The following is a 22301-nucleotide window of genomic DNA, read 5'->3' on the forward strand; positions in this document are numbered from 1 at the left end:
ATTGTGGGGATATAAGAATGAGCTCAGTTTTAAAGATGAGTGCTGCAGAACAAGGTAGGGCGATCGCCGCAGGCCGTGTGGATCCGGTTGAGCTCACTGAGGCCTATCTTGAGCAGATGAAAGCGCATGCAGATACAAGCCGAATTTATGCTTGCAAAACGCCTGACCGCGCGCGCGTTGAAGCTGAAGCGGCGCAACAGCGGGCGAAAACTGGCGGATTGCGATCGCCATTGGATGGTGTGCCGATCAGTTGGAAAGATTTATTTGACAGCGCCGAATATCCAACCGAGGCAGGCTCGGCTCTTTTGGCGGGGCGGGTGCCGGCGGAGGATGCTGAGGTTTTGGCAAACGCGACGGCGCAAGGTTTGGTCTGCCTGGGCAAAACGCATATGTCAGAGCTGGCTTTCAGCGGTTTGGGTCTGAACCCTGTCACCGCGACACCAGCCTGCATCAATGATGCAGCGGCGGTGGCGGGCGGGTCTTCTTCGGGGGCAGCGGCGTCTATCGCGTGTGATTTGGCCGCTGGAGCGATCGGATCGGATACGGGCGGTTCAGTGCGCATTCCAGCGGCGTGGAATGATTTGGTGGGCTTGAAAACCACAGCTGGCCGCGTCTCGGTTCAGGGGGTGGTGCCGCTATGTGCTACGTTTGACACGGTTGGCCCGCTCAGCAAAACGGTTGAAGATGCCGCGTTGTTATTGGCGGCTTTGGAAGGCCGGACCCCAGCGGATTTAACCGCAAGCAGTTTGCGTGGAAAGCGCCTTGGTGTATTGCAAACGGTTGCGTTTGATGAGCTGCGAGAGGCCCCAGCTTTAGGGTTTGAAACGGCATTGGCAAAGGTGATCAAAGCGGGCGCGATGGTTGAGGATATTGAAATCGAGGCGGTTTCCAAAGCGATGCCACTAAGCCCGATATTGTTTGCTTCAGAGGCCTATGGCACGTGGAAAACGGTGATTGAAGCACAACCCGAGGTGATGTTTGAAGAAATTTTAAATCGCTTTCGGGGGGGGGCTGATTTTGCCGCATGCGATTATATCGCCGCCTCGCAAATGCTTGCGGCGTTGCGGCAGGACTATCTTGCGCTTACGGCTGGCTATGACGCCATTTTATGCCCAACCGCGCCGATTTTACCGCCCAATGCCGCGCGGCTGATGGAAGATGCTGACTATTATGTAAAGGAAAACCTGCTGGCGCTGCGCAATACACGGATCGGCAATCTTATGGGATTATGCGCGATTACCTTACCAAGTGGCACACCAAGTTGTGGGCTGATGCTGATGGGACCGCCAGGCGCAGAAGAGGGGCTTTTGCGCCTTGCACAGGCTGCTGAGGCTGCAATTTTGGCCTAAAGAGGGCACCCTAGGAGCGAAAAAACGTTTTTTTGCCCTATTTTTTTATTTTTTTTGGCTTTGTATAGACGAAAGCGCTTTGCTTCGGTAGTCTGCACCTTAACGGGGCAAAATGATCCCGATTGATTGAGGCATATATGGCGTTTCCTGAGCGGTTTTCGAACCTTCCCGCTTATGCATTTCCGCGCCTGCGCGCGCTGTTAGACTCGCACCCTCCGGGCGGCGAACCCGTTGCTATGTCAATTGGTGAGCCCAAACACGCTTTTCCTGCGTGGATTCAAGATATCTTGGTCGCGCATATGTCTGAATTCAACGCCTACCCGCCCAATGATGGCAGCCCCGAATTGCTTAGCAATATCGCGGCATGGATTGCGCGGCGATATGGCGTTTGCGTCAATCCAGTGACGGATATTTTATCTTTGAACGGCACCCGCGAAGGGCTTTACAACGCCGCCATGGCGTTATGCCCAGAAGCCAAAGCCGGACAACCGCCATTGGTTTTGCTGCCCAATCCCTTTTATCAGGTTTATCTTGCAGCAACCTTTTCGGTCGCGGCGCAGCCCCATTTGGTGACCGCGCGGGCTGCAAACGGCTTTTTACCTGATTATGCCAGTTTAAGCCCTGACGTGCTTAATCGAACCGCCATTGCCTATATTTGTTCGCCCTCCAATCCGCAGGGGGCAGTGGCTTCGCCCGCCTATCTGAAATCTCTGATTGAACTGGCTGAAACCTACGATTTCAAGATTTTCGCGGATGAGTGTTATTCGGAGATTTATCGTAAGGGCGCGCCGTCAGGGGCGTTGCAGATTGCAAATCAGATTGGCGCTGACCCTGAACGGGTGGTGGTGTTCCATTCGCTGTCAAAGCGCTCAAATCTGCCCGGGCTGCGCTCGGGTTTTGCCGCTTCGGGGCCGCAAACGATCGCGCGGATGAAGCATTTGCGAGCTTATTCGGGGGCGCCTTTGCCATTGCCTTTGCAGCGGGTGGCAGAAGCTGTCTGGGCGGATGAGCAACATGTGATCGAAAATCGCGGATTATACCAAGAAAAATTCGACATAGCGGATGCACTTTTCGGGTCTGTGCCCGGTTATATCAGCCCAGAGGCCGGATTTTTCCTTTGGCTGCCTGTTGAGGATGGAGAACAGGCTGCGCTTAAATTATGGCGCGAAACCGGTATTCGCGTTCTTCCGGGTGCCTATTTGGCGCGCGACACGCCCGACGGAAATCCCGGGCATGGTTTCATTCGGGTTGCCTTGGTGGCCCCAAAATCAATAACTGAGCAGGCGCTGACGCGGCTGCATGCATGTCTTTACACCTAAGAGGCCCCAATGGCATATCCTTCTGCAAGAGTAAGACCCCCCATTTTTGACAGCGCGTTGCAGGCCGCTCTGGAACGGCGCGCGGTAGAGTTTTTGGGCCTAGGACTTTTGGCTCTAAGCGGGCTGACCGCCATGATGTTTACCAGCTATGCACCTGAAGATCCCAGTTGGCTTTCTGCCTCTGATGCACCGGTACAAAATATTCTGGGCTCGTTTGGGGCGATGATTGCGGCCCCGATCATGTTGATTTTCGGTCTATCGGCCTGGTCGTTGGTCGCGATACAGGCCGTCTGGGGGCTGCGCTGCCTATTGCATCGCGGCGCGCATCGGGCGTTGGGGCGGTTGATTTTTGCGCCCTTCGGCGTTGCGGTTTTTGCAATTTACGCCGCTGGGCTTGTGCCACCTGCCAGCTGGGGTAATAATTTTGGCCTTGGTGGTTTGTTTGGCGATACGGTTTTGAAAACGCTTTTGCGGCTGTCACCTTTGCCGGCGCAACCCACCTTAACCTATACATCTTTTGCAACGGGGATCACCTTGGTGCTGATTGGGCTGTATTGTTTGGGCGTCTCTAAGCGCGAGCTTGGCTATGCGCTGCGATTCCTGCGCGGGGGGGTGTTGCAATCCGGGCGCGCAGTCGCAAGAGGCCTTGGCCGGGGCAGTATGCGCTTGCTTGCAGCACGCACCCAACAGGTTGATGCCTCTGCGCCCTCGGATATTATCCGCCGAGGCGGAGGTTCCGAAACATTTGTGCCCCAGGCTCCATCTGAGTTTTCCCAAGATTTGGCCGTGCCTCACACAGAGGTGAAGCGGGGTTTATTTTCCAGATTGCCTGGATTTATCAAGCGCGAAGAAGATCCCTCGCCTCTAGAACCGCCGCTCAATAGCCACGCGCATAGCTCTGCGCCGGCTGGCCCGGAAGACCGTTTGCAGGCGCGGATCAGTGATGCTGTGAAATCGCGATTACGGGTTGAACCCGCCTTTGAGGATGCCGCATCTGAGGCTCAGTCGCACGTGTTTCAGCCTCAAGACGCTTCGCCAGAAGGCGCTGCTGGAGTGCCATCACAATTTGCACTGGGCGAACCGCTTTTAACCGGATTACGCCGCGAGCCGCAGCTTTCGGCGGATCGATCTTCGCAAGTCTTTCAGACAGAGGGGCAAGCTTTGGTTTCAAGCGCTGGAGATGAAGATGCGCAACCGCTTTATCCAGAGCCCGAATATGGCGAGCAGGACACCAATTTTTCTTTGCGCTCCGCGATACCCCGCCCCGAGGCGCGCACAATCGTTCACCCGCCACTGAAAGTGTCTCAAGCGCAATCGGCGCGCGCGCAGCAAGAAGCGCAGCCAAGCTTAAAATTTGAAGACCCCAAAACCGATTTTGAATTGCCGCCTTTGGGCCTGTTGGCCAGCCCAATCAGCGTAGCGCGGCATCAATTGTCTGATGAATCGCTGGAAGAAAACGCGCGGCTGCTCGAATCTGTTTTGGATGATTATGGGGTGAAGGGGGATATTGTCAGCGTGCGGCCTGGGCCGGTTGTTACGATGTATGAATTAGAGCCGGCGCCGGGTTTAAAAGCCAGCCGTGTGATCGGTTTATCTGATGATATCGCGCGCTCAATGTCGGCCTTATCGGCCCGCGTCTCCACGGTGCCGGGCCGCTCTATCATCGGGATAGAATTGCCCAATGACATACGCGAAAAAGTGGTTTTGCGCGAAATTCTTTCGGCGAAAGCCTTTGGCGATAGCAGCCACCGCCTGCCATTGGCGCTGGGAAAGGATATCAGCGGCGAGCCGATGGTAACCAATCTTGCAAAAATGCCGCATCTGCTGATTGCAGGCACCACTGGATCTGGCAAATCTGTCGCGATCAACACGATGATTTTGTCCTTGCTCTATAAGCTCACACCCGATGAGTGCCGGATGATTATGATCGATCCGAAAATGCTGGAGCTCAGCGTCTATGATGGCATTCCGCATTTGCTCAGCCCGGTTGTGACCGACCCTAAGAAAGCCGTTGTGGCTTTGAAATGGGTGGTTGGTGAAATGGAAGAGCGCTACCGGAAAATGTCAAAAATGGGCGTGCGCAATATTGACGGCTATAATGGGCGCGTGGCGGATGCCTTAGGCAAAAACGAAATGTTCAGCCGCACGATCCAAACCGGGTTTGATGATGCCACCGGCGAGCCAGTTTTTGAAACTGAAGAATTTCTGCCTGAAAAAATGCCATATATCGTGGTGATTGTGGATGAGATGGCGGATTTGATGATGGTGGCCGGTAAAGAAATCGAAGCCTGCATTCAGCGCCTTGCTCAGATGGCGCGTGCCTCGGGTATTCATTTGATCATGGCAACGCAGCGCCCATCAGTTGATGTGATTACGGGAACGATTAAAGCCAACTTTCCCACCCGGATCTCGTTTCAAGTCACCAGTAAAATCGACAGCCGTACGATTCTGGGCGAAATGGGAGCTGAGCAGCTGCTTGGTATGGGGGATATGCTCTACATGGCGGGCGGTTCAAAGATCACCCGCTGCCATGGGCCTTTTGTAAGCGACACCGAAGTTGAAGAAGTTGTCAGCCATTTGAAATCTTTCGGCCCGCCCGATTATAAAAGTGGTGTCGTTGAAGGGCCAGATGACGATAAATCTGACTCAATTGACCTTGTGCTGGGGTTGACCGGGGCATCTGAAGGCGAAGATGTGCTCTATGATCAAGCCGTGGCCATTGTTTTGCAGGATCGCAAATGCTCGACCAGCTACATCCAAAGAAAGCTTGCCATAGGGTATAATAAGGCGGCCCGCTTGGTTGAGCAAATGGAAGAGGAAGGCCTTGTTAGCCCTGCAAACCATGTTGGAAAGCGTGATATTTTGGTGCCAGAGCAACCGTAACCTTGCGCGAGAGGTCACAAAATTGCGACTTTCGCTGGCGGTGGCTTCTGGGATGACTAGACTGCATATATGAAACGTATATTTTCAATTTCGCTTGGTATTTTTTTTGGGTTAGCCGGCGTTGGTCATGCAGAAAAAGCCTCTTTGGCGGATATTTCCGCGCATCTAAATAGCTTGCGCAGCATTCAGGCGACGTTTGTTCAAATTGCCGCTGACGGATCCTCTGCGCAGGGACAGTTTTTTATGAAGCGTCCGGGGCGCTTACGCTTTGAATATCAAATCCCATCGGAAGTATTGGTGCTGGTCTCTGCCGGACAAATGGCGATTTTTGATCCTAAAGGCGATGGTGAGCCAACCAGTTTCACAACATCTGGAACGCCGCTTTCCCTGATTTTGCAGGATAGGATTGATCTTCAAAAATCTGCTTTGATTACGGATCATCGTTATGACGGAAAGCGAACATCGTTGTCCTTGCAGCATCCGCAACATCCCGAGCGCGGTGAAATCACGCTTGTGTTGCGGCATAACCCATTAGAGTTGGCGCAATGGATTATTGAAACGCCTGAAGGCGATCAAACGTTACTTGCGCTTGAGGATTTACAAAAAGGCGTCTCACTTAAAGATTCGATATTCAATATTTTGCTGAATATTGAGAAGCGCAAGCTGCGTTAAAGCCGCCCGCAGCGTGACAATTGCCGCTTATACATATCTGAGCGATTGGCCACTTTGCCGGCAATATTGATCAACCATTTTTTGCGCTTATAGCTGCCGCGCGCAAACCCGGTTTGCCCCTCATGATAGGCGAGATATTGATTGCGTGTATCGGCCAGCGAGATCCCGTTGCGCCGCTTTGTTTTGGTCATATACCAGCCCATAAAATCCGATGCATCACGAATATTGCTGCGGCGGGCTAAGATCCGGCCGGTATCATCCTTATATTCGCTCCAAGTGCCATCCAGGGCTTGCGCATAGCCATATGCCGAACTTTGGCGGCCATTTGGAATGAAGCCCAGAATATATTTTCGCGGCGTTTTTGCCTTACTTTTGAAACGGCTTTCTTGATGGATGATCGCCATTTGAACGTTAACGGGCACGCCCCAACGGCGCTTGGTTGCCTTGAAGGCGCGGGCAAACTGCGGTTTTTGGTCAAGAATAGAGCAGGCATTGTCAAGGTTGCCCGTTACATCGCCGGTGCTAAAGATGCTGCAGGATCCCAGCGTAAAAACCAGGCATAATATAATGATCGTTCTGCTCATGGTCATTTCAACTTTGTTTTTTTATAGGTTATCAAGTTTCGGATGATTTCAAAAGGCCAAACCGTTAGCGCAAAAGCATTATTATGCCTCTATTTGATACATTTAAACTGCGTCATGTTTGGCAGAGCTGGCCTGAAAAAGATCTCAGTGCTTTGGCAATCGTGAAAGCCGCTTGGATCGAAGCGCGGGCAAATTTACTTCTGGGCACTTGAAGCCGGATCGCGCAACGCGTAGGATGGCTACCTGATGTATTTGAAAAATGCTAAATATCGCCTCGGGCAAGTTGTTTGTCATAAAAAACACCCTTTTAGAGGGGTGATTTTTGATGTTGATCCAGAATTCAGCAATACGGATGAATGGTATGAGTCGATTCCAGAGGATCATCGCCCGGTCAAAGAGCAGCCCTATTATCATTTGCTTGCAGAAAACGATCACAGTTTCTACGTGGCCTATGTGTCAGAACAAAATCTCGTGGAAGACCCTTCGGGTGAACCCGTCGATCATCCCGATATTCCTGATCTCTTCGGTCCCTTCGAAAATGGCCAATATCCGCTGCATTTTCAACTGAATTGACCCGCCGCGCGAGCGGCTAGCATGCGGCGCCCCCCGCAGGATCAGCCTGAGCGTTAGTAACCCAGTGCGCAGCCATCTTTTCTAGGATCCGAGGCGCCCTCTAGCACACCGTTTTCATGCATCATAATCGCCTGAGCGCCGCCGATTGGTTCAATATCCTGCTCGATTTTATGGCCAATATCTGCTAGTTTTTGCACCTCTTTTGGATCATAGCTGCGCTCAACTTTCAAATGGCCCAATTCAGCAAAGCTGCGCGGTGCGTCTAGTGCCTCCTGCGGCGCCATACCGTAATCGAGCATATTCGTCAAAACGCGGGCATGGCCATTCGCTTGATATTGCCCCCCCATAACGCCAAAGGGCATCACAGGCTTTCCACCTTTGCACAGCATGCCGGGGATGATGGTATGCATCGGGCGGTGCCCGCCCCGCAATTCATTGGGATGCCCGGGAATAAGGTTAAATCCTGCTCCACGATTATGCATCAAAATCCCGAATTTATCGCTCGAAATGCCAGAACCAAATGTGTTGAAGATTGAGTAGATCAACGAAACCGACATTCGGTCTTTATCAACAACTGTAATGTAGACAGTGTCTTTATGAACCGTCTCGCTGATCGCTGTCACATCTTGAATTACGGCATTAGGATCGATTAAAGCAGCCAGTTTTTCCGCGGTTTCTGGTGCGAGCAAATGCGCGGTGGCATCGGTCATCCGCGCATCCGCAATAAAGCGGTTGCGCGCATCATAGGCCAATTTGGTGGCCTCGGCTTCGATATGCGCGCGCTCCGCGCTGAAGGGCGCCAGAGCGGCCAAATCAAAATGTGATAATATGTTTAACAGCAAAATGGCTGTGGCGCCCTGACCATTGGGTGGATGCTCAACCAAGTCCATTCCCTGATAGTGGCCCGAAATCGGATCCGTGTAAAACGCGATTTGGTCGCTGAAATCTTCTTTGGAATGTACCCCACCAAGCGCGGTCAACGTGTTTAAGATATCCTCTGCAACGGCGCCGTCATAAAAGCCGCTGCGGCCATTTTTTGCGATCGCGCGTAAAACTTCAGCTTGTTTTGGGAAGGCAATTTTTTGCCCTGCTTGAGGTGCTTTTCCCGAGAGTAAGTAATCTGCTTTAGCGCTGCCTTGCAGCACATCTACGCTGCCGGCCCAATCATAGGCAACCCGCGGGGCGACGGGAATGCCCGCTTCAGCATAGTGAATGCTTGGCGCCAGCAGCGCATCAAGGCCAAGTTTGCCCCAATCATTACTCAACGTACAAAAGGCATCCACGGCGCCGGGAATGGTTATCGCCTCCACGCCGCGCTGCGGGATCACCTTATGACCTTGGTCGCGTAGCAATTGGGCTTGCAGCGCCTGCGGTGATTTTCCCGATCCGTTCATTGCGCGAATCTCATCGCTGCCTGCGGGAGAAAAGAGAACAAAACAATCTCCGCCAAGCCCCGTCATCTGGGGCTCGCAAAGCCCCAGCAAGACGGCCCCTGCAATCGCCGCATCCATGGCATTGCCGCCACGCTGCAATATCTCGAGCGCGGTTTTCGCAGCCAAAGGATGTGATGTCGCACACATGCCGTTTTCTGCGTAAACTGCGGAACGACCGGGAAAATGGAAATCGCGCATGAGGTCACCTTGTTGTAGATTCATAACATTACTTAACGTGCTTGGCTTTTAAAACAACATGAAACCGCGCTATTTGGGTGCGGCGATGTCGCAGATGGGGCCTTTATGCTTAAGGCGCGTTGATGGGTAGGCAGAGGCGCAAAAGGTTTCGCCCGCTTTTATGACGATACTGGATCCTTGTACAAAGTTGGAGGATGATCATCCATCCATATCCGCTTTCAGAGGGGTTCAGCGGGTCTGTGCCCGAGGGCATTTTTGGGGGGGGATACGCGCAACCTGTATCGATCAGTATGATTTCAATGCAGTTTTGACAGCTGAGATGCCGCACCCTGAGTTGACCGGAGCTTTTAAAATTTACGCCATGTTGAATGCTGTTGTTTAAAACCTCTGCGACGACCAACGATATCGGGAAAAATGCAAATGCCGCGCCTTGCGCTGCGCCCACCTCTTCGGCCATTCTTTCTAATATATCCCGGACCGGCCAAAACCCTTGCGTTTGATCAAAGGAAAAGTTGATGCGGATATTCAATCCTCATCTGCCTTGAAAGCGGGCGCCGCACTGGCCGCCTTCAGCGCGGCTTCAGCGGTGGCATAAATATCGAAGACCTCGTCCATACGGGTCAGTTTGAAGACTTTGGCCACCTGTGGGTGTAGGCTGCAAATGGTAAGTTTTGATGCGTTTTGCTGTGCTTTTTGTAGGCTGATAAGCGCGCCAAGCCCCGTAGAATCAATAAAATTTACCTGCTCTAAATCGATGATCTTTTGCTGCAGGCTTGGCGTAAGCGCCCGGCGCATCAGGTCCTTAAATTGAATCGCAGCGGCGGCATCAATCCGCTCTGCCTGCACTTTGAGATAAAGGCACCCGGGCTGATCAATAATTTTAAGTTGCATCGCTGACTTCTGTGTTATGCGCTGTGGTTACACTAGACGGCAAAGGTTACTTTTTTGTATGCCTGAAAAAAAAGCGAGAGAGTTGATGGAAAACGTGGTGATATGCGGCGCGGCCAGAACGCCAATTGGTGGGTTTCAAGGGGCGTTTGATGCTGTGCCCGCAGCAAGGCTGGGGGGGGCGGCGATAGAGGCGGCTTTACAGCAAACTTCTCTGAGTTCGGTCGATGAGGTTGTGATGGGCAATGTGCTTGGCGCGGGGCAGGGGCAAGCGCCGGCGCGACAAGCCAGTTTTCACGCCGGCCTTGGCGCGCAGGTGCCTGCAACAACGTTGAACAAAATGTGTGGTTCGGGGATGAAGGCAACGATGATCGGCTTTGACCAGATCGCGCTTGGCCAAACACAGGTGATGGCGGTTGGCGGGATGGAGAGCATGTCAAACGCCCCCTATCTATTGCCCAAGATGCGCAGCGGGGCCCGTTTGGGGCATAGCCAAGTGGCAGATCATATGTTTTTAGATGGGCTAGAGGATGCGTATGAGAATGGCCGCTTGATGGGCAGTTTTGCTGAAGATTGCGCCGAAAAATACCAATTCACGCGAGAAGCGCAGGATGATTATGCGTTGCGCTCGCTGATACGGGCGCGTGAGGCTCAAAGCTCCGGGGCCTTTGAGAAAGAAATCACCCCATTCAATTTGGCGCGTAAAAAAGGCAATGATGCTGTGATGCAGGATGAACAGCCTTTAAACGCAAAGCCGGAAAAAATTCCGCATCTGAAACCCGCTTTTCGGGCAGATGGCAGTGTGACCGCGGCGAATGCCTCTTCTATTTCTGATGGGGCCGCAGCCCTGATTGTATCAAGCCAGACGCATATGCAGCAGGCGGGTCTGCCTTGCCGCGCGCGCATTTTGGGCCATGCCAGCCACGCGCAAGAGCCTGCATGGTTTTCGACCGCGCCAATTTTTGCAACGCGTAAATTATTAGACCGTTTGAACTGGCGGGTGGAAGATGTAGATTTATGGGAGGTCAATGAAGCCTTTGCTGTTGTTCCAATGGCCTTCATGAACGAGCTGGATATTTCTGGCGATATCATCAACGTTCATGGTGGAGCCTGTGCGCTAGGACACCCAATTGGGGCTTCAGGCGCGCGGATTATTGTGACGTTGCTGCATGCAATGGAGCGGCGTGATGTGAAGCGGGGCATTGCTGCTGTGTGTATCGGCGGCGGCGAGGGCACTGCCATTGCACTTGAGCGGCCATAACCTGCCAGGGCTGTGCTTACGGGCTGTTCACAGGCAGTCGCCTTTTTAAATGGGTCTTTATGAAGGCAGCTGGCTACGGTCGGCGCTGTCTTGGCGGGCGGCTTCATAGGCCAGAAGCGCGCGTTTGACTGGCAAGCCCCAATGATATCCGCCCAAAGCACCTGTTTTGCGCAGCGCCCGATGGCAGGGGATCAACCAGCTTATCGGATTGCGGCCGACCGCGGTGCCAACCGCCCGAACGGCTTTGGGGGCTTGGATCGCGCGAGCAATATCGGAATAAGTTGAAACATGCCCCGAGGGGATCTGCAGCAGCGCCTGCCACACTTTGATTTGAAACGGGGCCCCGATTAAGTGCAGCTTGGCGCTGCTTTTGGGTTTGAACAGATTCTCAACTGCGCTTGAAAGCCCCGTTTGTTCTGGCCTTAGAGCAGCCATTGGCCAGCGCGTGGCCATATCCTGAAATGCAGCCTCTCGACCAATATCAGCGGCGAATGCAAGGCCGCAGACTCCCCGGTTTGTGCGCATCACCAACGTCTCACCAAACGGAGATTCAGTCCAACCATAAGTAATCTCCAAAGTGGCGCCGGCTGCAGCAAATTCGCCCGGGGTCATGGCTTCCCAGCGGATAAAAAGATCGTGCAACCGGCTGGTGCCTGATAATCCTGTTATGAGGCTGGTTTCCAGTAGATTGTGACGCGTTGCCAGCAAGTGTTTGGAATGTTCCAGCGTTAGATATTCCTGATACTTCTTGGGCGAAACTCCCACCCATTCTGAAAATAATCGCTGAAAATGCGCTGGGCTTAATTGCAGCCGGCGCGCCAATTCCGTCAGGTTCAACGGGTGATCAGCCGCGTCTATTTCGGTTAACGCCCGTTCTATCACGCGATACGAATAGGCTGTAGACTCTTTATTCATGCGGCACCTTGTCACTATGTGCCCTCAGAGTAGAAATCTTCGGGCCTGAAAGCGACCCGTTTCTTGCTTAAAATGCCGCAAAGCTCTTGTGAGCCGGGCGAGAAAACGGCATATGCCTTCGATATGGTAAAGCAGCTTGATTATAAAACCATTCGGAAAATTTTTCAGCGGTTTCAAGCGGCTGATGCCGCGCCTGTGGGCGAGCTTGATCATGTAAATGTCTACACGCTTGTGGTCGCTGTGGCGCTGAGCGCGCAATCCACCGATGCGGGCGTCAACAAAGCCACGCGGGCATTGTTTAAAATTGCTGACACGCCGCAGAAAATGCTGGAATTGGGGGAGGCGGGGCTGATTGAGCATATCAAAACCATTGGCCTCTATCGCAATAAGGCCAAGAATGTGATCAAACTGAGCCGGATATTGGTTGAGGAGTATGACGGCGAGGTGCCCAATTCACGTGCGGCCCTGCAATCTTTGCCGGGCGTCGGGCGTAAAACGGCGAATGTGGTTTTAAACATGTGGTGGCGGCATCCGGCGCAGGCCGTTGATACGCATATATTCCGAGTCGGAAATCGAACAAAAATTGCGCCTGGGAAAACCGTTGAGGATGTCGAGCGGGCGGTGGAAGATCATATTCCCGCTGATTTCCAATTGCACGCGCATCATTGGATGATTTTACACGGCCGGTATCATTGCAAAGCACGTAAACCCTTATGCGCAACCTGTTTGATCCGCGACCTATGCGCCTATGAAGATAAAGATCTATAATGCTGAAGGAGCAGTTTTTGTGAAAAAATACAAAGTTGTGGGTATTGGTAATGCCGTGGTTGATGTGATCAGCCAATCAAGTGATACGTTTCTTCAGCGGATGGGCATTGAAAAAGGCATCATGCAACTGATCGAAAAAGAGCGCGCGGAAGCGCTGTATGATGCAATGGAAAACCGCGTTCAAGCGGCGGGCGGCGCGGTTGCGAATACGTTGGCAGGTTTGGGCGCACTGGGCCTTGAAACGGCGTTTGTGGGGCGCGTCAGAGACGATGCGCTGGGGCAGTTTTACGCGCAAGCCATGCAGGAAGGTGGAACCCATTTTGTGAACCCGCCAGTTCAGGATGCGCATTTACCAACCTCACGTTCGATGATCTTCACCTCTGCCGATGGGGAACGCTCGATGAACACCTATTTGGGAATTTCGGCGGAGCTGGGCCCCGAAGATGTCTCGAGCAGCGTGGCAAAAGAGGCTGAATATGTATTCTTGGAAGGTTATCTATTCGATAAGGATAAGGGCAAACAAGCCTTTGTCGAGCTGTCGCGGGCTTGCCGTTCAGCCGGTGGCAAGGCCGGAATCGCGATTTCCGATCCCTTCTGCGTTGAACGGCACCGCGCGGATTTTCTGAATTTGATTGAGCATGAGTTGGATTACGTGATCGGCAATGACGCTGAAATTAAATCTTTGTTTGAAACCGATGATCTTGAAACGGCGCTGGCGAAAACCGCAGAGATTTGCGAATTGGTGGTCTGCACCAGAGGCGGTGAGGGCGTGAGCGTGATCGCCAAGGGGGCGCGCGTGGACGTGCCGGTTGACGAAATCACCCCGGTGGATGCGACGGGCGCGGGCGATCAATTCGCTGCTGGATTTTTATATGGCTTGGTGACCAAACAGCCCATTGAGATTTGTTGTAAAATGGGATGCATCGCGGCGGGCGAGGTTATTCGCCATATTGGCGCTCGGCCTGAAACCTCGGTGCGCGGTTTGTTTGAGGCGGCAGCGCTGTTGTAAGCTTACCCCGGGTTTTCCAAGAGGGCGGTATGCAGGTTGTCCAAATGTATTTCGCGCTCTGGATTTGCGTTTTTGGGATCGTTTAATCGATAACCAAAAAGCTCAAAATCCTGCTGGTAAATACCTTCCATCAGGAAAAGGGCTGTTTGATCAAAATAGGCCTCTAACGGGAGGTTTGAGCTGTTCGTTACCTTGTTAAACTGGGTGTGTGATACGTGTTGCGGCCGGTGGTTTGGTGAAAGGTGATCAAAAATATAATCCATGCCATGATCAAAATACTCAACCCAGATTATTTTATCAAAACGCCCGCCTTGCCGAATAAAATCACCAAGTTGCGCGGCCATTGGACGCCAGTGAATATCCAGCTGGGCCATGCTATCACTGCGGGCACAATCGTGAACAAAGACTAAGAAGCGACGAAAGGCGTTGATCCGCGCCTCGGGATCGCCATAAAATGCAGGCTCTATCATATTTGGATCAAGACCATAGGCTTGGCTTAAGATCTCATGGATCTTGTGACTGTAAAACATACCATCATGCTGCGGGCTACAAATTTTGTCTAAAAACGCGGAAACGATGCGCGCATAGGGATTTCTAACGCAGCTGAATGTGAAGGTTGTTCGCGCCGTCACATGCGCCATCAATATTTTGCGGCTGGTGTCAAAATCCCATTTATGAAGACCGGTTTTCAGATTGTGAAATTCACCCTTGAAAAAGTGACCATGGTCCGAAAAATATAACAATTGCCCGATGCTGGAACAGGCGCATTTGGGCAGCGAGCGGTATAAAACTGTTTCGCTTTTCGGCATCCAAAGCCCTGGTAAATCCATCTCTAAAATCTCAATATAAAAATTAAACGGTGGCTCAAAAAATTATAGCAACAGGCTAGCATAGTTTAAGCTGCGCGCGATATTTTTTGTTGTAGCCCCCCGAGCCTGCCGGGTTTTTCTTTGAAAGAGCCCGTTTAACGCTTTTGCGCTTTTGCGCATCCTGTTAGGATTTGCCCAGAGTTTGAGAGTGAAGCCATGGGGGTGAAATGGGCTATACATACGATCCGGATAATATTTTTGCAAAAATTTTAAGGGGTGAAATCCCAAACAAGACGGTGTTGGAGACCGAGCATAGCTTGGCGTTTGAAGATATTCAGCCCCAAGCACCGGTGCATGTGCTGATTATTCCCAAAGGCCCCTATGTGAGTTTTGATCATTTTTCCGCGGCGGCCAGCGCCGATGAGATCGTTGATTTCACGCGCGCCATTGCAGCGGTGTGCAAGCAAATGGGGGTGGATGTGCCAAGCGGCGGTGGCTTTCGGGCGATCTCCAACGCCGGTGCAGACGGGGTGCAGGAAGTGCCGCATTTGCATCTGCATATTTTGGGCGGGCGTGGCTTGGGACGGATGCTTTCAACGGTTTAGGCTGAAAATATTCTTGTTTAAGCCGATTTGGTCAACTCTAAAAATACGTCTTCAAGATCGGCTTGCGAGGTTTTGACATCGCGAATGGCGATTTGATTTTGGCGTAGCATTTGAAACACCTCTTCGGCTGAGGTTTTCGTGGCGCTGTAGCGAATATTCAAAGACCCATCCTTATTCAGGCTACTGGTCATATCCGGGTGGGTTGGAAGCGTTTGAACCGGCTCTTCAGGCTGAATATGCATGGTTTTTCCATCAAGCTGCGCCAGCAGATTTGGGGTGCTGTCTTGTACGATCAATTTTCCATGGTTCATAATTGCAATCTGATCACACATTTTTTCGGCTTCTTCCAAATAATGCGTGGTTAGAATGATCGTCATGCCGGTTTCTTGGTTCAACCGGCGAACATTGTCCCAAAGCGTTTGCCGCAATTCGATATCAACGCCGGCTGTGGGTTCATCCAGAACCAATATTTGCGGGCTATGCACCAAGGCTTTTGCCAAAAGTAGGCGCCGGCGCATACCACCGGATAAAGACCGCGAATAGGCATCGGCTTTTTCGCTAAGGCCGACCATTGCAAGAATGTCTTCGCTACGACGTTGCGATTTTGGAATTCCGTAAAGTCCGGCTTGCACATCCAACGCGGCGCGCGGCGTAAAAAAAGGATCAAGGTTCAGCTCTTGGGGCATAACGCCGATCGCCGCGCGTGATTGCCTTGGGTTCCTGTCTTGGTCAAACCCCCAAATTTTTACCTGTCCCGTGGTTTTCCGCACAAGACCGGCCAGAATGTTGATTAAGGTCGACTTGCCCGCTCCGTTCGGGCCCAGCAACCCGAAAACGGATCCCGCCGGGATTGATAAGTCTAAATCATAGAGGGCTTGCCGAGCAGGTTGGCTCTTATAAGCGTTATAAATTTTTGACAGCCCAGAAATTTCCACTGCTGTATGTGGTAACATGCTCTTGACCCTTTGTTCCCTGATCGCTCATAAGGCAGGTAGCCTAAGCGCGAAAAAAAGGGAATGGGAAATGACAACAGACGCACCAGAAACCAGAGTGGTAGATCAGTTTCGCATCGCCTGTGATGGCGGTGGAGGGGCGCTTGGCCATCCGCGTGTTTGGCTGCAGATACCAAAAGAAACCGGATGGGTAGAGTGCCCCTATTGCGATTGTAAAATTATACATCGCGATTTTGCAGAGGCGGTGCTGGGTTAAGGTGCGCCGTTGGCCGCCCAGCGGTCGCGAAGGTGGGGGCTGAGGGATCACTCCAAAAGAAGCGCGGCGCGCGTTCTGCGTCTTTGGTGTTTTTAACGCCAGACATGTTTTTCAAAGAAATTCCGCTTGGTTTTACCCGCTTCCAAATTGTGCGACAGCGCCATCCTGCAAGCGACCATGCCCAAAAGGCAATGGCGCAGGCTTTTGCAAACCAAACAAACTGAGGCTGGCCCGCGCCGGGCATTATCACGGGCAAAGCCGACCAGCCCAAAATGCAACTTCATTGTTTCAAATCTGCAATATATTTGCGTCCACGAGCGGCGCGAAGGAAGCCGGTCGTTTTGGCTTTGCCACTGGGGGTGCGGATAAAATAGTGCGAAGGTTCTCGTTTGCGGCGCCCCGCCCTGGCTTGCAGGTTTGCCTCTGCTATCCGGTGGGCCTGCGCGGTTGTTCATCTGCGCGAAGGCATAGTGGGCAGCAATGTTGAAAGGATCACAAAGATGATGGTCAAGCTGCCTTTGCTCATGTAATCCTCTTGTAAAAATATTTGTTCAAAAAGGAAAACCCAGCATGAATTTTGGCAAAGGGCACCATTTGCACTTGATCGATGGCTCGGCTTTCATCTTTCGCGCCTATCACGCTTTGCCACCTTTAACCCGCAATTCAGATGGATTGCCTGTGGGCGCGGTGAGCGGGTTTTGCAACATGCTGCAGCGCTATGTCGAAAGCAATACTGGCCCCGATGCGCCCACCCATGTTGCGGTGATTTTTGACAAAGGCAGCCATACGTTTCGCAATGATCTTTATGATCAATATAAAGCCAATCGCGATGAAATGCCCGAAGATCTGCGCCCGCAAATGCCCCTGACGCGCGCTGCAACGCGCGCGTTCAATATCGCCTGCGAAGAGGTCGAAGGCTATGAGGCCGATGATATCATCGCAACCTTATCGGTTCAGGCGCGCGATGCAGGTGGACGGGTGACGATTATCAGCTCAGACAAAGACCTTATGCAGCTTGTTGGGGGCGGCGTTGATATGTTTGATGCGATGAAAAACCGCCATATTGACCGCGATGGCGTGTTCGAAAAATTTGGTGTTTTCCCCGAGCGGGTTGTGGATGTGCAGGCTTTGGCCGGAGATAGCGTGGATAATATTCCCGGCGCGCCAGGTATTGGGGTGAAAACAGCCGCGCTTTTGATCAATGAATATGGGGATCTTGAAACGCTGTTAGAGCGGGCTGAAGAGATCAAACAGCCCAAACGCCGCGCAACCTTGATCGATCATGCCGCGCAAATTCGCCTATCACGTCAATTGGTCGAGCTGGATTGCGCCACGCCGCTAGACTTCACGCTGGAGGATTTAGAAGTGCGCGCGCCCGAGCCCGAAACCCTATTGGGTTTTCTGGCGGAAATGGAATTTCGCACATTAACGGCGCGTATCGCCAGCAAGCTGGGCGCGGAACCGCCCCAAATTGCCACCGCCGCTGCGCTTGAAACGCCCGCGCTTATCGAACAGCCGGCCTTTGATCGTAGCGCTTATTGCGCGCTACATGATCTTGCATCTTTGCACGCGTGGATCGATAAAATCCGCCAGCGTGGCTATGTGGCCATCGATACGGAAACCACGTCTCTGGATGAAATGCGCGCTGAGCTGGTGGGGATTTCTTTGGCGGTCGCGCCGGGTGAGGCCTGTTATATTCCGATATCGCATAAAGAAGGCAGCAGCGATGATTTATTCGGATCATCAAAATTAGCTGCGGGCCAAATGAAGATGGATCAGGTGATTGGGCTTTTGCAACCCATCTTGGAAGATCCGGCGATCCTGAAAATTGGCCAAAATATGAAATATGATGCCAAAATTCTTGAGCGGCAGGGCATTCGCATCGCGCCGATCGACGATACCATGCTGTTATCCTATGCACTGCATGCGGGCTTGCATAATCACGGCATGGACAGTCTATCGCAGCGCTATTTGGACCACACGCCTATTCCGATCAAACCACTTTTGGGAAGTGGGAAATCAGCGGTTACCTTTGATCTTGTGCCGATTGAAGAGGCCACACCCTATGCTGCTGAGGACGCTGATATCACGCTGCGCCTTTGGCAGCTTTTGAAGCCCAAATTGCATCTTCAGAAAGTGACTCGCGTTTATGAGGGGCTTGAGCGGCCTTTGATACCAGTTTTGGCCCAGATGGAGATGACCGGGATCAAAGTGGATCGCGATACGCTGTCTCGCATGTCCAACGCCTTTGCACAGAAAATGGCGGGTCTTGAGGCTGAAATTCACGATATGGCGGGGGAAAGCTTTAATGTGGGCAGTCCAAAGCAACTGGGCGAGATTATGTTTGACAAGCTGGGCTATGAGGGGGGCAAGAAAGGTAAAACGGGGGCTTACGCCACTGGAGCGGATATTTTGGAAGATTTGGCCACCATACATGACTTGCCCAAGCGCGTGCTGGATTGGCGTCAATTGAGCAAGCTCAAATCCACCTATACCGATGCGCTGCAAGATCATATCCACCCCGAAACGGGCCGCGTGCATACCTCTTACTCAATCGCTGGGGCCAATACCGGTCGTTTGGCCTCTACCGACCCGAATTTGCAGAATATCCCGGTGCGCAGTGAGGATGGTCGACGCATTCGCGAAGCCTTTATTCCCGAAGAGGGCAAGGTTTTGGTGAGCCTGGATTACAGCCAAATCGAATTGCGCATTCTGGCGCATGTCGCGGGCATTGATAGTCTGAAGCAAGCTTTTCGTGAGGGGCAAGATATCCACGCTCTGACGGCTTCGGAAATGTTTGATGTGCCATTGGACGAGATGACGCCGGATATTCGTCGGCAAGCCAAAGCAATTAATTTTGGCGTTATATATGGTATTTCAGGCTTTGGGCTGGCGCGCAATTTGCGTATTCCGCGCAGCGAGGCACAAGGGTTTATCGATCGCTATTTTGAACGGTTTCCGGGGATCAAAGAATATATGGACGATACGGTTGCCTTCGCCAAAGCCAATAACCGCGTGGAAACCCTGTTTGGCCGTGTCATCCATACGCCTGAGATCAATGCCAAAGGTCCAACCGCAGGCTTTGCCAAGCGCGCGGCGATCAACGCGCCGATCCAGGGCACCGCGGCGGATATTATCCGCCGAGCGATGATCCGAATGCCGCATTCGATCGCTGATTTGCCGGCGAAGATGCTTTTGCAAGTGCATGATGAACTGCTATTCGAAGTGGAACGCCACGCGGTGGATCAATTGATTGATGCTGCGCGAGGGGTTATGGAAAACGCCGCAGATCCGATCGTGAAGCTGGACGTTCCGTTGATCGTTGACGCGGGGCAAGGGGCGCATTGGGCTGAGGCGCATTAAAGCAAAAAGTGATCCGTAAAGGGGATAAGAATGTCAGAGTTAAATAAAAATTTTATCGCCGGAGACTGGGTTGCTGGCAGCAGTGAAATTGAAAATCGAAGCCCGTCTGATGTTTCGGATTTAATCGGCTTGTTCGCGCAGGCATCGCCAGATCAATTGGATGCAAGCTTGGCGCAAGCGCAGCAGGCGCAGCGCGAATGGGCGGCCTATGGGATCGAGCGCAAATATAACGTGCTGATGGCGATTGGCACCGAAATGATGGCGCGCGCCCAAGAGCTTGGCACGTTACTGTCGCGCGAAGAGGGTAAACCCGTCGCCGAAGGCAAGGGCGAAGTGTACCGCGCCGGGCAGTTCTTCACTTATTATGCAGCAGAAACCCTGCGCCAAATGGGCGAGACGGCAGAGTCGGTGCGCGAGGGCATTGAAATTGACGTACGCCGCGAGGCTGTTGGGGTGGTGGCGATCATTTCGCCGTGGAATTTTCCAACCGCAACCGCTTCTTGGAAAATCGCTCCGGCGTTGGCCTATGGCAATGCTGTGATTTGGAAACCAGCGAATTTGACCCCTGCTTCGGCGGTGGCGCTGACCGAGATTATTTCCCGCCAAGATATTCCAAAGGGCTTGTTCAGCCTTGTCATGGGCGCCGGGGGCAGCATCGGGCAGGCCTTGGTGGAAAGCCCGAAAGTAAACGCAATATCCTTTACCGGCTCGGTACCTGTGGGCAAAGGTATTGCAGCGGCGGCAGTGCAAAACCTGACCAAAGTGCAGATGGAGATGGGATCAAAAAATGCGCTGGCGGTGATGGAGGATGCGGATCTTGATTTGGCCGTTTCTTTGGCGCTGGGCGGGGCCTATGGGGGATCCGGCCAAAAATGCACTGCGTCCTCGCGTTTGGTGGTGCATGCGCGAATTCACGATGCGTTTGTTGAAAAAATGATTGCAGGTGCCCAGGCGATGGTGGTGGGTCACGCGCTTGAGGCTGGCACTCAAATCGGGCCCGTGGTGAGCGCCCAGCAATTGCAGGAAAACCTTGCTAACGTGGCGTTGGGCCTATCGGAAGGCGCCGAATTGGTCTGCGGCGGGCAGCAAGTTGAACGCGCGAGCGAGGGGTTTTACATGTCCCCCGGGCTGTTCATCAACAGCACCAATGCCATGCAGATCAACCGCGAAGAGCTGTTTGCCCCGCTGGCGGCGGTGATCAAAGTGGACAGCTATGACGAAGCGCTGAGCGTGGTCAATGATACGCGCTTCGGGTTGACCTCTGGTATTGTTACCACCAATTTGGCGCGGGCCACGCATTTTAGGCGCAATGCCAAAACCGGCTGCGTGATGGTAAACCTGCCCACTGCAGGCACCGATTATCATGTGCCATTCGGCGGTAGAGGGGAAAGCTCTTACGGGCCGCGCGAACAGGGCAGTTATGCGGCTGAATTTTATACGGCGGTGAAAACGGCCTATATTTCCTCGGGTATGCCTGCATGAGGATCATTGATAACCTGCAATACGCAAATTGGTCGGAAAAGATTTTTCGCCAAATGCAGGCGGGCGGCGTTGATGCGGTGCATGTCACGATTGCCTATCATGAGAATTTCCGCGAAACGGTTTTGAATTTTGAGCAATGGAACCGTTGGTTTGAGACCTATCCCGATTTAATCATGAAAGGCTTGACTGCTGAAGATGTCGATCGTGCCCGTGCGAGCAATCGCACGGCTATTTTTTTCGGGTTTCAAAACCCTAGCCCGATTGAAGATGATATCGGGCTTGTGGAAATTGTGCATAGTTTGGGCGCGCGGTTCATGCAGCTGAGTTATAATAACCAATCGCTGCTGGCCACAGGGTGTTATGAGGCAGAAGACCCCGGTATTACCCGCATGGGACGGCAGGTTATTGGCGAAATGAATCGCGTTGGTCTGGTGGTGGATATGAGTCATTCTGCGGATCGCTCAACCATTGAGGCGGCCGAGATTTCAACGCGCCCGATCACCATCACCCATGCCAACCCCTATGAGTGGCAGCCCGCCTTGCGTAATAAACGCCCCGAGGTGATCAAAGCCGTTACCGAAGCGGGCGGCATGATCGGATTTTCACTTTATCCGCATCATTTAAAAGATAAATCGGCCTGCACGCTTGAAAGCTTTTGTCAGATGATCGCCGAGGCGGCTGCGCGCTATGGGGCGCAGCATTTGGGGCTTGGCTCTGATCTGTGCCAAGATCAACCCGATCGCGTGGTGGAATGGATGCGCGTAGGCCGCTGGAGCAAAGCGATTGATTATGGCGAAGGCTCTGCCAGCGCGCCGGGATTTCCTCCAATGCCAAGCTGGTTTCAAGACAATCGTGATTTTGGAAATATCGCCGAAGGTCTGCGCAAAATAGGCATGTCAGAGTTGGAAGTGGCGGGCATTATGGGAGAGAACTGGTATCGGTTTTATCAGGAAAATTTTGGCGCTAAAGCGTAGTTTCTGA

The 22301-nt window shown here is 52.7% G+C and carries 20 protein-coding genes; 14 read left to right on the forward strand and 6 right to left on the reverse strand.

What is annotated here, in order from left to right; all coding sequences use genetic code 11:
- Positions 1–17 precede the first annotated feature (17 nt).
- The 4 genes from UM181_08325 (at position 18) to UM181_08340 (ending at position 6223) form a co-directional block, all read left to right on the forward strand.
- Positions 18–1349, forward strand: a complete 1332-nt coding sequence (locus UM181_08325) for an amidase family protein (protein WQC64601.1) — start codon at positions 18–20, stop codon at positions 1347–1349.
- 137 nt (positions 1350–1486) lie between these two features.
- Positions 1487–2668: an aminotransferase class I/II-fold pyridoxal phosphate-dependent enzyme gene (locus UM181_08330; GenBank protein WQC64602.1), complete on the forward strand. Its 1182-nt coding sequence runs from the start codon at positions 1487–1489 to the stop codon at positions 2666–2668.
- A gap of 9 nt (positions 2669–2677) precedes the next feature.
- Positions 2678–5551, forward strand: a complete 2874-nt coding sequence (locus tag UM181_08335) for a DNA translocase FtsK 4TM domain-containing protein (protein WQC64603.1) — start codon at positions 2678–2680, stop codon at positions 5549–5551.
- A gap of 69 nt (positions 5552–5620) precedes the next feature.
- Complete coding sequence (locus UM181_08340) at positions 5621–6223, forward strand: outer membrane lipoprotein carrier protein LolA (protein ID WQC64604.1); 603 nt, start codon at positions 5621–5623, stop codon at positions 6221–6223.
- Here UM181_08340 and UM181_08345 read toward each other — a convergent pair.
- On the reverse strand, positions 6220–6807 hold the full coding sequence (locus UM181_08345; protein WQC64605.1) for a transglycosylase SLT domain-containing protein: 588 nt from the start codon (positions 6805–6807) through the stop codon (positions 6220–6222). The two genes, UM181_08340 and UM181_08345, sit on opposite strands and share 4 nt — an antisense overlap.
- A gap of 83 nt (positions 6808–6890) precedes the next feature.
- Here UM181_08345 and UM181_08350 point away from each other — a divergent pair, with 83 nt between their 5' ends.
- Positions 6891–7019 carry a hypothetical protein gene (locus tag UM181_08350; GenBank protein ID WQC64606.1) on the forward strand — a complete coding sequence of 43 codons (129 nt, stop codon included), beginning with the start codon at positions 6891–6893 and terminating at the stop codon, positions 7017–7019.
- 34 nt (positions 7020–7053) lie between these two features.
- Positions 7054–7380: a heat shock protein HspQ gene (gene hspQ / locus UM181_08355; protein ID WQC64607.1), complete on the forward strand. Its 327-nt coding sequence runs from the start codon at positions 7054–7056 to the stop codon at positions 7378–7380.
- A gap of 53 nt (positions 7381–7433) precedes the next feature.
- Here the strand turns inward: hspQ and ggt are convergent, their stop codons facing one another.
- Together ggt and UM181_08365 are read right to left on the reverse strand one after the other, a co-directional pair.
- Complete coding sequence (gene ggt / locus UM181_08360; protein ID WQC64608.1) at positions 7434–9011, reverse strand: gamma-glutamyltransferase; 1578 nt, start codon at positions 9009–9011, stop codon at positions 7434–7436.
- Between the two features lie 525 nt (positions 9012–9536).
- Positions 9537–9902, reverse strand: a complete 366-nt coding sequence (locus tag UM181_08365) for an STAS domain-containing protein (GenBank protein ID WQC64609.1) — start codon at positions 9900–9902, stop codon at positions 9537–9539.
- Between the two features lie 85 nt (positions 9903–9987).
- On the opposite strand from UM181_08365, the gene UM181_08370 reads away from it, so the two are divergent.
- Entirely contained in the window at positions 9988–11160 is a 1173-nt protein-coding gene (locus UM181_08370; GenBank protein ID WQC64610.1) for a thiolase family protein, read from the forward strand.
- 57 nt (positions 11161–11217) lie between these two features.
- Here UM181_08370 and UM181_08375 read toward each other — a convergent pair whose 3' ends face one another.
- Complete coding sequence (locus UM181_08375; protein WQC64611.1) at positions 11218–12075, reverse strand: bifunctional helix-turn-helix domain-containing protein/methylated-DNA--[protein]-cysteine S-methyltransferase; 858 nt, start codon at positions 12073–12075, stop codon at positions 11218–11220.
- A gap of 123 nt (positions 12076–12198) precedes the next feature.
- Between UM181_08375 and nth the strand changes: the two genes are divergently transcribed.
- Positions 12199–12843, forward strand: coding sequence for an endonuclease III (nth, locus tag UM181_08380; protein ID WQC64612.1), 645 nt, complete (start codon positions 12199–12201; stop codon positions 12841–12843).
- A gap of 19 nt (positions 12844–12862) precedes the next feature.
- Positions 12863–13852, forward strand: a complete 990-nt coding sequence (locus UM181_08385) for an adenosine kinase (protein ID WQC64613.1) — start codon at positions 12863–12865, stop codon at positions 13850–13852.
- Positions 13853–13854: 2 nt separating this feature from the next.
- Here UM181_08385 and UM181_08390 read toward each other — a convergent pair whose 3' ends face one another.
- Positions 13855–14661 (reverse strand): sulfotransferase family 2 domain-containing protein, encoded by an 807-nt coding sequence (locus tag UM181_08390; protein ID WQC64614.1) that lies wholly within the window; start codon positions 14659–14661, stop codon positions 13855–13857.
- A gap of 227 nt (positions 14662–14888) precedes the next feature.
- Here UM181_08390 and UM181_08395 point away from each other — a divergent pair, with 227 nt between their 5' ends.
- Positions 14889–15266 (forward strand): histidine triad nucleotide-binding protein, encoded by a 378-nt coding sequence (locus tag UM181_08395; GenBank protein ID WQC64615.1) that lies wholly within the window; start codon positions 14889–14891, stop codon positions 15264–15266.
- A 17-nt stretch (positions 15267–15283) separates the two neighbouring features.
- On the opposite strand, the gene UM181_08400 is transcribed toward UM181_08395, so the two are convergent.
- Positions 15284–16219: an ABC transporter ATP-binding protein gene (locus tag UM181_08400; GenBank protein ID WQC64616.1), complete on the reverse strand. Its 936-nt coding sequence runs from the start codon at positions 16217–16219 to the stop codon at positions 15284–15286.
- Positions 16220–16289: 70 nt separating this feature from the next.
- On the opposite strand from UM181_08400, the gene UM181_08405 reads away from it, so the two are divergent.
- The 4 genes from UM181_08405 (at position 16290) to UM181_08420 (ending at position 22294) form a co-directional block, all read left to right on the forward strand.
- A complete protein-coding gene (locus tag UM181_08405; protein WQC64617.1) occupies positions 16290–16475 on the forward strand; it encodes a zinc-finger domain-containing protein in 186 nt (61 codons plus the stop codon).
- Positions 16476–17045: 570 nt separating this feature from the next.
- A complete protein-coding gene (gene polA, locus UM181_08410) occupies positions 17046–19838 on the forward strand; it encodes a DNA polymerase I (GenBank protein ID WQC64618.1) in 2793 nt (930 codons plus the stop codon).
- Positions 19839–19868: 30 nt separating this feature from the next.
- Positions 19869–21320, forward strand: coding sequence for an aldehyde dehydrogenase family protein (locus tag UM181_08415; GenBank protein WQC64619.1), 1452 nt, complete (start codon positions 19869–19871; stop codon positions 21318–21320).
- Positions 21317–22294: a membrane dipeptidase gene (locus UM181_08420; protein WQC64620.1), complete on the forward strand. Its 978-nt coding sequence runs from the start codon at positions 21317–21319 to the stop codon at positions 22292–22294. The genes UM181_08415 and UM181_08420 overlap by 4 nt, the downstream gene beginning before the upstream one ends.
- The last annotated feature ends 7 nt before the right edge of the window (positions 22295–22301 follow it).

The organism is Alphaproteobacteria bacterium US3C007, assembly GCA_034423775.1.
GTDB classification, from domain to species: domain Bacteria; phylum Pseudomonadota; class Alphaproteobacteria; order Rhodobacterales; family Rhodobacteraceae; genus Thalassovivens; species Thalassovivens spotae.